We start from the raw sequence: 13,248 nt of genomic DNA on the forward strand, positions 1-13,248 counted from the left end.
AATGAAATATCAATCATATTTAATTATTGAAGGAGTAGACCTACCTCTACCAAATTCTTATGATTTGGAGTTTAGAGATATAGAAGCAGATACTGGAGGAGAAACAGAAGCAGGCACTATTCAAAGGGATATTGTTAGAAATAAAGTAGCAAGTATTTCTGTAAGTTTTTCTTGTAGTCCTAATCTTGTAAAGACATTGAGTGGTCTTTCTAACAAGTCTAATCTTAAAGTTAAATACTTAGATACAGAAACATTGGAACTCAAAGAGACACAAATGTATATAGACAAGTTTCAAGTCAAATTAATAAAAGATACTTCTTATAAGGGGTTGTGGGAAGTATCTTTTTCATTGGAGGAATACTAATGACCTAACCCAAAATCTATGATTTTGTTGGTAGGTCAGATGTCGCTTTGTTTCAAATCTTTGATTTGTCAAAAAGCGACTAATGTAAAGAAGTGGAGGTGATAAGTTGTTCCCTACAAGTGAAGAATATAAAACAGCAATCAAAAAGAATTCTCGTAAATTTTATTGGACGGGAAATATCATCTTAAAAGACGAAACTACTATTCCATTTACCAATAAAGATATTCTTAAAGGGTCTGGATACATTCATCGTTCATGCTCTGGATCTTCTGAACTTGAAATAGGTACAGTTTATGCTGGAGAGTTTGGAATTAGCCTTTTTTCAAATATAGATAGGTATTCTTTAGAGGATTCCAAATTAGAACTTTTTTACCATCAAGAATTAGAAAGCAAAAAGATAGAAACCATACCAATGGGAATCTTTGATGTCACTGAGGCAAATAGGTCTAAGAAAATTTTAGAACTAAAAGGTTATGACTATATGCTTAGGTTTGATAAGAATTTCCCAGTAACAGATACCTTTGGCACGGCCTTTGAATTACTAAGTCTTTCATGTGAGAAGTGCATGGTAGAACTAGGTATGACAGAAGATGAGGTAAAAGCTTTTGTAAATGGTGAGGAAGTTTTGGCAATTTATCAAGACCATGATATAGAAACATACAGGGACTTTATTCACTATATAGCATCGACCCTTGGTGCTTTTGCTGGGGTTTCTCGTGATGGTAAGTTGGTTTTAAAGAAGTATGCAGAAAGCATATCAACTGAAATTAAAACAAGAGAAAGATTTTCTTCATCAATATCAGATTTTAAGACAAGATATACAGCCATCAACTCAACAAATGCAAAGACTAAAATAGCTGAATACTATTCTTTAGAAAATGATGATGGATTAACTATGAACCTTGGAATAAATCCTTTAATGCAATTAGGACTTCCAGAAAAAAGAAAAAGAATGTGTGAGGCTCTTCTTACTGAAATTTGTAAAATTCATCACACACCTTTTGATATGGTAACCATAGGGGACCCCAGCCTCGATGTAGGAGATAGGATAGCTATTTCTTACGAAGAAGAAAAGATTGAAGGGCTTATTACTGACATTGAGTACAAGATAAATGGAAAACACAGAATTCTTGGTGTAGGAAAGAATCCATACCTATCAAAGGCTAAAAGTAAGAATGATAAAAATATAGTTGGACTATTAAACCAGATAGAATCTGAAAAATTAGTAGTGCATGCCTACTCCAATTATTCTGCCTTTAGTCTTTCTACAACAGATACACCAATAATTCGTATAGAATTTGCCTCCAATAAAGAAACAGAGGCAATTTTTAATGCATCTATCTTGTTAAATATAATTTGTGATACTGAAGAAAAAACTAGAAAGATATCAAGAAAGGTTAAGAAGCAAGTAGAGGTTTTAAATAATGATGGAAAATCCTATGATCCTCCAAAGTTTGAAGAAAAAGAAGAAGTAGAGGAATTAGACTTTATTGAAAATATAGAAATACCAACAAGGATAGTTGTTACTTACGTTTTTAATGATACGAAAATAGAACATCACATTCCAAAGGAAACCTACCTGAGCGGTGACCACATTTTAAATCTTTTTTATCCGTTAACTAAACTTCAGGAAAAGACGATGAACAATTTTTCAGTTTTAATACGACTTGAGTCTGGTCAAGCAATGATTGGAAAAGATAATGCTATCGCAGCTATATCTGGTCAATCTCTAGGTTCTACAGAGGCTTGGGATGGAAAGATTAAGATTGATGAATCTTGGAAGAGAATAGAACTTAGTCATTCATTTGTGCTTAGGAAATTGAAGGCTGAATACAAAGTAGAAAGACAAGTCCCAAGGCCACTAGTATTTAATGAAAAGGTAGGAAGATTTAAATATCAAGGATTAATGCTTGGAAAATATAAAGAAGAAATAACTACAGAATTTAAAGATAAGGGGGAAGAAGAAAATGCTCAAGGGTAAATCAGTCATTGAACTAACTGATGTGAGGACAAATAGGAAGGAGATATATGAAGATGAAAACTTAATAACGAATGCAGTTCCAGATTTATTAAGGCTCAATCCTATGGGGTTAATGTACCCTATGGGTGATTCGAGAATTACTCAATATGAAAAAGAAATATTTCCTATAGCAACTAAATGTTATGGTGGAATCCTTTTATTTGAGGATAAATTAGAAGAAGATCCAAATAAAATATTTGCTCCTTCAGATAACCAAATAATAGGTTATGCATCCAACGATGTAAATTCAACGGATGCCCCAAGAAGAGGTTCAGCTAATCTTAATGAATCAACCCCTCTTGAAAATGGATACAAGTTTGTCTGGGACTTTTCTACATCACAGGCAAACGGAAGAATCTCTTCATTGGCATTAACACATTATAGAGGAGGGAAACATTTTTATGGAGACACTCATGGTAAAGATCCCTTCTTATTATTAAATAAAATTAGCTTATGGAAAAACAGAGAAGTCTCGGACGCATATAACGGATGTGTTGAAATAGATGTTGAAAACAACACCTTGGTTTCAATATGGCCTTTAGACAACAAATCTATAGAATTAGTTAAACTTAAGGAACCATTTACGAATATAGGTTTAAATGATCCAATTTACACTAAAGGATATAAAAATGAGGAAAGGATAACAATTGACGTATCAGAGTTTTTTAGTAAATTGAGTACTTGGAACGAATGTTGTTTTTATGACGGAGAAGATGGAAATTGGTATGGTTTTGGAACTTACAGAGATAAGCTAATAAGAATAAAAATAAATAAAAATGATTACTCAACGAAAATAGATGAGTGGGCATTAAATGAAATAAGATTAGGTAAATTAGGAAGTTACTATGAAAAAAATAGAAGTTACTGTCATAGATATGTATATAGCTGTATTAAAGATGGCTACCTATATTCGATAAATTCATATAGTGCGGATAAAATCTATAAAATTAATATCAATAATCCTGTAGATATTTCTGTTATAGAATTAGGTAAAGAAGTTAGGACTTCGAAATATGGGGGAGAATACTGTTACCTATATAAGTGGGGAGACTATATATTAGGTTATGAATTTGCAATTGATAAAAAAGACCAAGTCATAGTAAACAGTGTTTCTGATTATAGCGGAGAGGGAATACCAAATTTAATGATGGATCCAAAGACAATCGGGCCATTGGTCATTGGATTTGGAGGTTATGAGGAGAGGTTTTACAAACTTTTATTTCTTCATACTCCATATCTTGGAACAATTAACAACCTAGCAAGTCCAATATTAAAAACGGCAGATAAGACAATGAAAATAACCTATACATTAACTGAGGAGGAATGAAATGAACAAATTCTTTGAAATACTAAAAGTATGCTTTACAGCTATCGGAGGATGGTTGGGATTTTATCTTGGAAGCGTTGATGCTTTTATCTACACACTACTTGCTTTTGTAATAGCTGACTATTTGACAGGAGTTTTAAGAGCAGGAGTCGAAAGAAAGCTATCCTCATCCATAGGATTTAAAGGGATAGCTAAAAAGATTATGATTTTTATAGTTGTAGGCATAGCAAACCTATGTGATGTAAATTTAATTAAAGGTGATGGAACAATGATAAGAACAGCCATCATCTTTTTTTATATAGCAAATGAAGGGCTTTCTATTTTGGAAAATTCTGTAGCACTAGGTTTGCCAGTACCAGAAAAATTAAAAAGAGTATTAGAACAATTCAAGGAGGAGAAATAAATGAGTAATAGCCCATTAGTACAAGCAACAATTCTGTCACCTAACCATAGTGGAAGAAGAAATCAGAAGATTACTAAAATAGCTATCCACCACGCAGCTGGAGTTATAAATGGTAGAAATCTTGCTGGAGTATTTGTGCCAAGGTCAAGACGAGCATCGGCTAACTACAATTTAGGATCCGATGGAGTCATTGTTTTAGGAGTAGATGAATCGAACAGAGCGTGGACAACTTCATCTTCCTGGTGTGACAATCGAGCAGTCACAATTGAAGTAGGGAACTCTACGAGAGGACCTCAGTGGTTGGTTTCTGATTATGTTTTAAATAGACTAATTGATTTAGTAACAGACATCTGTATGAGAAATGGAATCTATCCTTGTACCTATACTGGAGGCAAAGATGGTGTCCTTCAAAAACACGAATGGTATAAAAGTACTAACTGCCCAGGACCATACCTTGGCAGTAAGTTTCCATATATTGCAAACGAAGTCAATAAAAGACTAAGAGGCAATAAAACTGTTAGTAAACAAACTGGCGGACTATATAGAGTTAGAAAATCCTGGTCTGAGGTTAAAAGTCAGAAAGGTGCATTTAAGAATTTAGAAAATGCTAAAAGATGTGCCGATAGATTTGGTTTAAAAGTATTCGATGTTAATGGCAAGATAGTTTATCCAACTGGAAAGACAATCGATGAGTTAGCAAGAGAGGTTATAATTGGGAAATGGGGAAATGGAGAAGAAAGAAAAAGAAGATTAACTCAAGCTGGATATGATTATTATGCTGTTCAGAAAATAGTAAATAAATTAATTTAATATATAAAGTTAGAGGAATCAATTCTTATTTTTTATTATAGGCAACAATTGTTGACAATGCCGTTTTATTAACTTAAAATATTAAAATATAAAGAAATACATCAAAAATTAGAAAGAGGTAATTAAGCTAAGTGGGTAATAATACAAAGAAGATTAGAAAACAAAAGGGCATGACACAAGGTGATTTATCAGAAATGGTAGGCGTTACTAGACAATATATAAGTGATGTGGAGAATCTAAAAAAAATACCATCAGTCAAGATTGCGTTTGATATTTCAAAAGCACTTGGATCCAATATATACGAATTATTTTATTATTTAGGCTAATCTTATATAAGATAATATTTATCCTGGAGTTAAGTTATATACATCTAGTATAAATAGGTCAGTTATGTCTTATTTAGTTTAAATTAATCACGATTAAAAAAATATATATCCATTAAATTCTCTAGATTATTTTGAGTATTTAGTGGAATAAATTAAAAACTCATATTAATCTCCGTACAATTATGAAAATTTCACAGAGATTAATATGAGTTTTTACTTTTTAATGGTGTTACGTTTAATTTTGAATCTATCAGATAATATTGATTTATAAATTTATGAAGTTCACATATTTTTATTATTTATTTTCATAATCTGGTTTATTCAAAAATTAATTAGATAATACTAAAAACTACTATTGATTAAAATAGATTGTTTGGTGTATAATTATGTCAACAATAGATGACAAACATTATGTGTCTTAGGAGGTTTTTCATGTGTAGAAATAATTTAATTCAAATTATTAATAAGGAAATGAATAATAATACAGCAAAAAGATTAGGTACAATATTCGATACTGGAAATAGTAGCTACTTTTATGATACTGGAACAGGAAAAGTTATCACACTTGATAAAGAGTCTAAGCATATTCTTAGTTCCATACTTAAGTCTACAAATGATTCAATAGAAAAAATTGACACAGATAGAAATTACTTGAATTATTTTTTAGATTTTATTGAACAAGAGAATTTATTACAAGCAATAGAGCCTCGTAGTTTTTCACATCAAAATCATTCGAAGTTTAAATTAGAAAAAATTTTAAATAATGAAATGGAACAGTTGATATTAAAGGTTACAGGCAGATGCAACTTTAGATGTAAGTATTGTATATATAATGAAGAGTTTCAGCATAATTGTAATTTTGAAAATGAAGATATGAGTTCAGAGATGGCCAAAAAAGCGGTAGATTTCTATTATGATCATTCATCAAATAGTAAATATACAGCTATAACTTTTTATGGAGGAGAACCTTTAATAAAGTTTGATTTAATAAAAGAAGTAATTGACTACTCCATTTATAAGTTTCGAGATAGATCAAACATGTTAAGTTTTTCGTTAACATCTAATTTGTCACTTATAACTGAAGAGATGATTGATTATTTTATAAGTGTACCAAACTTTAATTTGGTTTGTAGTTTAGATGGTGATAGAGAAAGTCAAAATTCATATAGACAATTCGCTGATGGAACGAATACATTCGAAGTAGTATTTGAAAAATTTAAATTAATTTGTGACAAGGCAAATAAAGAACCTGATAGTTCATTTTCTTTATCAGCAAATATGGTTTTTACTCCACCGTATACATTTGAAAAATTAGATCGTGTCAATAATTTCTATTCAAGTTTAAATTTTCTACCTAAAGATTTCTCTATTATGATTACTTACCCAGATGAAGGTAGTTTAGATGATGGTGGCTTTTTACAAACATTAAAAGACGACGATAGATACATAAAGTACTTTGTGAATGAATCAGATTTAGTATACTCAGATCCACTACAACAATGGTCTGAGGAAAAAACCATGAAAAACAAAGGACTTGACTCAAATAATAAGAATAATTTATATTTTAACTATATCAAGAGTCAATTAATTAGAATTAATACTAGATACATATCTGACAATGTATCGGCCAACTATCCATTTAATGGATGCTGTTTACCAGGTATGCGTAGATTATATGTAGATACTAAGGGTGTTTTTTATCCCTGTGAAAGGGTTGGAAAGTCCCCTAGTATAGGCAATATAGATGATGGCTTAGATTATGAATCTATTGAAAAGTATTATATAAATGAATATGAGAGCTGTTCTCTAAAGTATTGTCAGAATTGTTGGGCAATAAGATTATGTGGAACATGTTATGCTGTGAATATGTTGGAGAATGGAATAGATAAAGATTACCATGAAAAGAAATGTGATTTAAATAGATTGAGAATAAAAAATCAATTGGCTTTTTATCATGAGGCTCTTGAAAAAGAATTGGATTTTTCTATTCTTAAAGATGAATTTTTGTATTAAAAAGGTATTAACTAGACAGATATTGCCTAGATAAGGAGGATTTTTATGTTAAAAGTTGTAGATCCTATGTATAAAAAAGAAGTTACTGATGATGTAGCATTTTCATGCAGATGCTATTGTAATGTTCAGGCACAAAACCACTCTACTGGTAAATCTGGTGCTTGGTGGCCTGGAGATTGTGGGTGTGCTTGTGCACCTGGAAATGTACGTAATCACAATTCAAATAGTGCTGTAGTTGGATAAAACACAATTAGTTTTAAGTTGAAAGTTTAGTAGTTTAACGCCTAAAAGGCAATTCTGTTTGGTTAATACATACATATTTTGAGGAGGTTAGTTTTGGAAATTACAGGAAGTAAAGTATTAAAAAAAATATCAAATGAGCCTATAATAAAGTCTGTTAATTTCAGTTTTAAAGAGGGGGTTAATGGCTTAATAGGAGCAAATGGTGCTGGAAAAACTACGCTAATTAGGTTAATTACAAAATATTACAAATTAACATCTGGAAAAATAAGAATCAATTTAGAAAATGATACTGATTTATTCGATAATGAAACGATGTATTATGATAATTTAGGATATTTACCACAGGATTTTAGAGGGATTGGTGAATTTACCGTAATCGAATTTTTAAATTATATAAAAAGGACAAAAAATATCTCTAATAAAAATAATACTGTTATAGGAGATTTAGTTGATACATTATCTCTTGATAAATTTCTAAAATATAAATTAAAAAATTTGTCAGGGGGAACTTTAAGAAGAGTTGGAGTTTTACAAGCTTTAATAAACAATCCAAAAATACTAATTCTTGATGAGCCAACGGCTGGTCTAGATCCAAGTGAACGTATTAATTTAAAGAATTATTTAAATGATATAGCTGAAAATAGAATAATCATTGTTTCAACTCATATAATACAAGACATAGAAGATATTGCTAATAATGTAGTAATTATAGATTCCGGAAAAGTTGTTTTAAATGAATGTGTGAATAAGGTTGTAAGTTCCATGAACGGAAAGACATGGATGGTTAAAACAGATGCTAAAACATTGCAGGTTCTTAGAGACAAATATCCGATAAGAAAAATTAAAGAAGATGAAAGTGGGTTTTATGAAGTAGTTTTATTATCTGAATCAAAGCCGATAGATAATTCAATAAAAATCAACGCAAATCTTGAAGATGTTTACTTGTATTACTCAGAAAAAAAGGATGATAGTTATGAATTTTGAATTTAGAAAACTATATAGAAACAAGCTATTTAAAATTTCAATTTTTTTGTTCTTAATTTACATAGCTGTAATTTCTTTTAAAAACATAAATGCGAGAAATTATTATGTATATAGAAATGATGGTTTAAGTTATTTGACAGGATTATCAGCGACGAAAGCTGAAAAAAAAGATAGAAGTTCGATATATGGCAAATTTATTGATGAAGAATTTTTAAGCAAATATCTTTCTATACACAAAGATGTAATTAGTGGGAAATATGATAATTTAGATGATACATCAAGATATGTTAAGTATGAACAAAAATATAATGATATTATGATTTTAATAGCAAAGTCTTATGCTCCTTTTAATTCTTTTGATCTCAATATAGCTGATACCCTTTCTTTTGATGATCTTGATACATTTTATACTAATAGAAAAGTTAAGCTTAATACCTATTTAGATAAAACAGAATTTAAAAATTACAAATTTACCGATGGAGAAAAAAATTTTTTATTAAAAGAAAATGACAAATTAAAAACACCAATAGAATACACTTATTATAAAGGATGGGAGATTTTATTGAGCGATTTCTTTATAAGTTCAATATTGTTTGCCATATTTAGTAATGTGGTGGTTTCCAATACCTTTACAATGGACTATTCAAATAATATGAATGAAATTTTATTTGCTACAGTGGGTAAAAAAAGAATAATAAAAAATAAGATTAAGTCAGGCATATGGACAGGAGCTTTGATGTTTTTATTACCGCATTTACTCTATGCTTTTGTAATTCTATTATTATTTGGAATAGATGGATTTAATGCACCAATACAGCTATATCAAACGTATTGGAATAGTGTGTATAATTTAACTTTTTTACAGGCTTATTTGTTGATTCTGATGCTAGGAGTTTTAATAACAGTTTTTTCAATTATAATAAATATGATTGTTTCTATAATATCAAAAAAATCATTAATCTCAGTTTCGATAGTTTTAGCACTTAACTTTATCCCTTTAGTCTTATATGAAGGGGCAGGTAGAGTTCTAAAGAAAATATTATCTGTATCAATGATAAATTTATACAACGGGGAGTCTTTATTGATAAATTACAGGCCTATATTTAGGATTTTTAATATCCATATATTGCAAGCATATGCAATGGTGCCGATATGTTTAGTAATAATAATTATTTTTAGTATTATATTAAATATCCTTGCTATAAGAAATTATGAAAATTATAAATAATCATATGCTTATATTAGATAACCAAGGGTCAATTATTGTAGATTCTAAATCTAAGAACTATAGGATTTCTTTTATTATGAAAATTAGAGAACCTCATGATGGCTGGGCGCATTTGTTGGAACATTTTATTATAAATATGATTGAAAGTGAGGAATATTTCAATAAATCATTATTTATTGAAGGAAAGACTGATTATGTGAGTATAGAGATAATTATAGGAAAGATTGATGTATTTGAAGATTTGTTATTTATAATACAATCCTTTTTTTTCACACTTGGAATCATAAATAATAGTGAACTTTATGAAAGAAAAGTAGCAATAAGGACTAATATGTGTTTTATAGAATCTAAGAAGGAAGTGTTAAAGGAGATAGAAAAAAAGTTTCTTTCTAATAAGAGACAATTGAAAATTAATGAAGTTTTAATAAGTCAAAAACTAGATGAATTGCCCATAGGGAGTTCTAATTCAATAAGATCATGTAGTTTAAAGAAGATTAAAAAATATTTTCAACTTAATATTGTGGATATATTTTATATAGGAATTGTGAAGGATGTGTTGGAAAGTAAGAAAATACAAGAAAAAATTACGAGGTTGTACAGTGGAAAATATTGATGTCTATAGTTTTAATAAAATAAGAGACGATGAACTTTTTGAATTAAAAATCTTATTGGATATTGGTTCTGTAGTAGGTAATAAAGAGATAGAATTGTTATTTTTAATTTACGAAGAAATATTAAAGGACCGATTAAAAAAATTGCTAAAACATATAGATTTGAATACTATAAATTGCTTTATAAATTTTAATATAAAGGCAATAATGATAGGAAATATTTTTACTGAAATTAATATATGTTCTGATATAGATTTGTCCTCCATAATATTAGAAAAAGCAAATTCACTCATCTATGATGAAGCGGGAATTCGGGAATTCGATAAAGGATTAAACAATATAAGGGATTTTCTTAAGATGGATTTATCTGATACTTACTATTTGTTTAACTCATGTTCGTTATTTTATAAGTATGGATTAATTCCGATAAATCACATAAATAAAGAAAAATTTGTTTTGCGTCTTGAAAATATCACTATAGAGTCCTACAATTTATTTCAGTCTCAATACATAAAAAACGCAAAGATAATTATTATTTCATAGTAGACTTTGGGGGATATATTATGAAGATGTATAAAAAAATCATTTTTATTATTAGGTATGTATACTTAAGTATTGGCCTTATGTATAAGGCGAGTAAAATCAGATTTTTGATTATACTAGTGAGTAGTATATTTTTGGGAATACTAAATTCTACTATAGTTATTGCTTATAAATATCTTATAGATGGGATTTCATTTTATATCAAACACTTTACTATTGATACGTACATATTTGTAAGAGCAGTTTGTGTATATTCAATGGTAAAGTTATTAATACGTGTTATTACGCAAATAAATGATTATTATAGTTTTCAATACTTTAATGAGCTAGATAAATTTTTTACTATAAATATAAGTAAAAAGATTAGCAGATTAAAGATGGAGAGTTTTGATAATTCGAAGACTTATAATTTAATACAAATGGTATACAAAGACTCTACTTCTAAAAATAAAATGATGTTAGATATAGTTATGGATATGATACGAAATCTTATTACAATGGTCAGTGTATCGTATATAATAATTAAGTTTAGTATGTTATGTTTTTTTGTTTGTATAGTTAGTTCAATTCTTAATATTATAAATGAATTTGATGCTTTAGAAAAACTATATAATGAATATAATAAACAAATAGAAAGTATTAGATATATTGAAATTTTAAAGTCTATTTTAACAAAGTATAATTGGATTGTCGAAACAAAAGTTTACAGTTCTGTCAAAATACTAATAGGTAAAATGACAATAATATATGACAATAATTTAAAGAATAATAAATCTATAAAATCAAAATATTTTAAGCGATCAATATGTATTTCAGTATTAGAAGAGATAACAAATACTGTGAATATAATTTTGATAATATTAAGATGTTCTAAACTTAAAATAAGTATTGGGTCAGCAATAATGTATTTTCAAACCATGGAATTAGTTAGGCAATCACTTACAAATTTATTTAGTTCAGTGGAGAGTTCATATGAGAGTTGTTTATATATTGAAAAGTATTTTGATTTAATGAATTTAAAAGAAAGTAATGAAGGAACTGTTAATTTGAATAGAAAAGTAGAACAAATCACTTTTGAAAATGTTAGTTTTCGATATCCAAACAGTAATAAATTTGCTTTGAAAAATTTTAATTATACTTTTAAAATAGGGAAAAATTATGGAATAATTGGTTTGAATGGATCAGGAAAAACAACTTTAACAAAATTAATTTTAGGTATGTATGACCCAACGGAAGGAGAAATTAAAGTCGATGGAGTATTAATTAATAATGTAAATAAAAATAACTATTATAAATATTTTGATACAGTACATCAAGATTTTATAAAGTATCCATTTTCGTTAAGAGAAAATATAAGTATTGGAAGCTCGCATTCAGGAGAATATGAATTAATTTCTGATAATGGTATAAATGAGATCCTCTCGCAAATTAATATTTATAATAATGAAAAAGATAAACTGAACTTTGACTATGATAATGTACTTGATAAGAGTGTAGCTGGAGGGATTGAATTATCTGGAGGAGAATGGCAAAAAGTGGCTATAGCACGAGCCTTGTACAACAGATCTGAAATTCTGCTTCTGGATGAGCCAACATCATCTATAGATTCATTAACTGAAGAAAATATTTTTAATCTGATAAATAAAAATAATGGTGAAATAATGAATATTATAATATCGCATAGGTTGAGAAATCTTGTAAAAGTTGATGAAATAATATTGCTTGATCATGGTGTGATGGTTGCTAGTGGTTCTCATCAGACGCTTTTAAAGAATGAACTGTATAAAAAACTTTATAATAGTCAGGATTATAACATCTTAAACGACATAAAAAATTGACCAAAACATTCAGAAAACTGAGATTCCATTCAAGTGAATATTTCAAATGAAAAATAAAATATTTACAATTTCACTTATAACAATACTAGCGTGTAGTCCGATCTTTTTTGTAGGTAAATATCAATTATATGGATTTTTAGTGGAATTAAATTATATTGATAGTATATTTTATTATTTCCATTAGCGTGGAATATATTTTTTATTTATTATTTTTTCGATGGTAAACCTTCCAGTTACATAAGTATAATTTTCTTTTTCATAGGGGTTCTAGCATCTCTATATTTAAAAAAGGCATTAAAAAAATGATATAAACCTATTATTTGATAGTGACAAATTAACAAATAAAAATGTAATTAGCTATTTAGACCTATTAGTATTTCAATTGAAATACTAATAGGTCTTTTTTGTTTATTCAAGAATTTCGATATTCATGAAAATTCATTACTCAAAACTAATCCATTTGTCCTAAGGAATATAGAGGAAAGAAAATTAGGGTTAAAAATAGCCTTAATTTCTTTGCCTGTGATATAGGAGGTGG

At 28.5% G+C, this 13,248-nt stretch carries 13 protein-coding genes; all 13 read left to right on the forward strand.

The window, feature by feature from the left end:
- Nucleotide 1: 1 nt before the first annotated feature.
- The 13 genes from HMPREF2801_RS07400 (at nucleotide 2) to HMPREF2801_RS07460 (ending at nucleotide 12,710) form a co-directional block, all read left to right on the forward strand.
- Complete coding sequence (locus tag HMPREF2801_RS07400; protein ID WP_070611499.1) at nucleotides 2-364, forward strand: hypothetical protein; 363 nt, start codon at nucleotides 2-4, stop codon at nucleotides 362-364.
- 106 nt (nucleotides 365-470) lie between these two features.
- Nucleotides 471-2,345 (forward strand): hypothetical protein, encoded by a 1,875-nt coding sequence (locus HMPREF2801_RS07405; protein WP_070611501.1) that lies wholly within the window; start codon nucleotides 471-473, stop codon nucleotides 2,343-2,345.
- Complete coding sequence (locus HMPREF2801_RS07410) at nucleotides 2,332-3,711, forward strand: hypothetical protein (RefSeq protein ID WP_070611503.1); 1,380 nt, start codon at nucleotides 2,332-2,334, stop codon at nucleotides 3,709-3,711. The genes HMPREF2801_RS07405 and HMPREF2801_RS07410 overlap by 14 nt, the downstream gene beginning before the upstream one ends.
- Before the next feature lies 1 nt (nucleotide 3,712).
- Nucleotides 3,713-4,114 (forward strand): phage holin family protein, encoded by a 402-nt coding sequence (locus tag HMPREF2801_RS07415; RefSeq protein WP_034439180.1) that lies wholly within the window; start codon nucleotides 3,713-3,715, stop codon nucleotides 4,112-4,114.
- Entirely contained in the window at nucleotides 4,115-4,924 is an 810-nt protein-coding gene (locus tag HMPREF2801_RS07420; RefSeq protein WP_070611505.1) for an N-acetylmuramoyl-L-alanine amidase, read from the forward strand.
- Nucleotides 4,925-5,055: 131 nt separating this feature from the next.
- A complete protein-coding gene (locus HMPREF2801_RS07425) occupies nucleotides 5,056-5,250 on the forward strand; it encodes a helix-turn-helix transcriptional regulator (RefSeq protein WP_070611507.1) in 195 nt (64 codons plus the stop codon).
- Nucleotides 5,251-5,682: 432 nt separating this feature from the next.
- Nucleotides 5,683-7,263: a radical SAM/SPASM domain-containing protein gene (locus HMPREF2801_RS07430; protein ID WP_070611510.1), complete on the forward strand. Its 1,581-nt coding sequence runs from the start codon at nucleotides 5,683-5,685 to the stop codon at nucleotides 7,261-7,263.
- Between the two features lie 45 nt (nucleotides 7,264-7,308).
- Nucleotides 7,309-7,506 carry a hypothetical protein gene (locus HMPREF2801_RS07435; protein WP_019131803.1) on the forward strand — a complete coding sequence of 66 codons (198 nt, stop codon included), beginning with the start codon at nucleotides 7,309-7,311 and terminating at the stop codon, nucleotides 7,504-7,506.
- A 93-nt stretch (nucleotides 7,507-7,599) separates the two neighbouring features.
- Nucleotides 7,600-8,490 carry an ATP-binding cassette domain-containing protein gene (locus HMPREF2801_RS07440; protein ID WP_070611512.1) on the forward strand — a complete coding sequence of 297 codons (891 nt, stop codon included), beginning with the start codon at nucleotides 7,600-7,602 and terminating at the stop codon, nucleotides 8,488-8,490.
- A complete protein-coding gene (locus HMPREF2801_RS07445; protein ID WP_070611513.1) occupies nucleotides 8,480-9,718 on the forward strand; it encodes a hypothetical protein in 1,239 nt (412 codons plus the stop codon). The genes HMPREF2801_RS07440 and HMPREF2801_RS07445 overlap by 11 nt, the downstream gene beginning before the upstream one ends.
- Nucleotides 9,719-9,794: 76 nt before the next feature.
- Nucleotides 9,795-10,331, forward strand: a complete 537-nt coding sequence (locus HMPREF2801_RS07450; RefSeq protein ID WP_148130089.1) for a hypothetical protein — start codon at nucleotides 9,795-9,797, stop codon at nucleotides 10,329-10,331.
- Nucleotides 10,318-10,872, forward strand: a complete 555-nt coding sequence (locus tag HMPREF2801_RS07455) for a hypothetical protein (protein WP_070611517.1) — start codon at nucleotides 10,318-10,320, stop codon at nucleotides 10,870-10,872. The genes HMPREF2801_RS07450 and HMPREF2801_RS07455 overlap by 14 nt, the downstream gene beginning before the upstream one ends.
- A gap of 20 nt (nucleotides 10,873-10,892) precedes the next feature.
- Nucleotides 10,893-12,710 carry an ATP-binding cassette domain-containing protein gene (locus tag HMPREF2801_RS07460; protein WP_070611519.1) on the forward strand — a complete coding sequence of 606 codons (1,818 nt, stop codon included), beginning with the start codon at nucleotides 10,893-10,895 and terminating at the stop codon, nucleotides 12,708-12,710.
- Nucleotides 12,711-13,248: the final 538 nt, after the last annotated feature.

This window comes from Peptoniphilus sp. HMSC062D09 (genome assembly GCF_001811425.1).
Lineage (GTDB): Bacteria > Bacillota > Clostridia > Tissierellales > Peptoniphilaceae > Peptoniphilus_A.

Excerpts from the sequence above, each read along its gene's own strand:
- HMPREF2801_RS07420 (WP_070611505.1), top strand. The coding sequence starts at position 4,115 with ATGAGTAATAGCCCATTAGTACAAGCAACAATTCTGTCACCTAACCAT.
- HMPREF2801_RS07400 (WP_070611499.1), top strand. The coding sequence starts at position 2 with ATGAAATATCAATCATATTTAATTATTGAAGGAGTAGACCTACCTCTA.
- HMPREF2801_RS07410 (WP_070611503.1), top strand. The coding sequence starts at position 2,332 with ATGCTCAAGGGTAAATCAGTCATTGAACTAACTGATGTGAGGACAAAT.
- HMPREF2801_RS07435 (WP_019131803.1), top strand. The coding sequence starts at position 7,309 with ATGTTAAAAGTTGTAGATCCTATGTATAAAAAAGAAGTTACTGATGAT.
- HMPREF2801_RS07415 (WP_034439180.1), top strand. The coding sequence starts at position 3,713 with ATGAACAAATTCTTTGAAATACTAAAAGTATGCTTTACAGCTATCGGA.
- HMPREF2801_RS07460 (WP_070611519.1), top strand. The coding sequence starts at position 10,893 with ATGAAGATGTATAAAAAAATCATTTTTATTATTAGGTATGTATACTTA.
- HMPREF2801_RS07430 (WP_070611510.1), top strand. The coding sequence starts at position 5,683 with ATGTGTAGAAATAATTTAATTCAAATTATTAATAAGGAAATGAATAAT.
- HMPREF2801_RS07450 (WP_148130089.1), top strand. The coding sequence starts at position 9,795 with ATGAAAATTAGAGAACCTCATGATGGCTGGGCGCATTTGTTGGAACAT.
- HMPREF2801_RS07445 (WP_070611513.1), top strand. The coding sequence starts at position 8,480 with ATGAATTTTGAATTTAGAAAACTATATAGAAACAAGCTATTTAAAATT.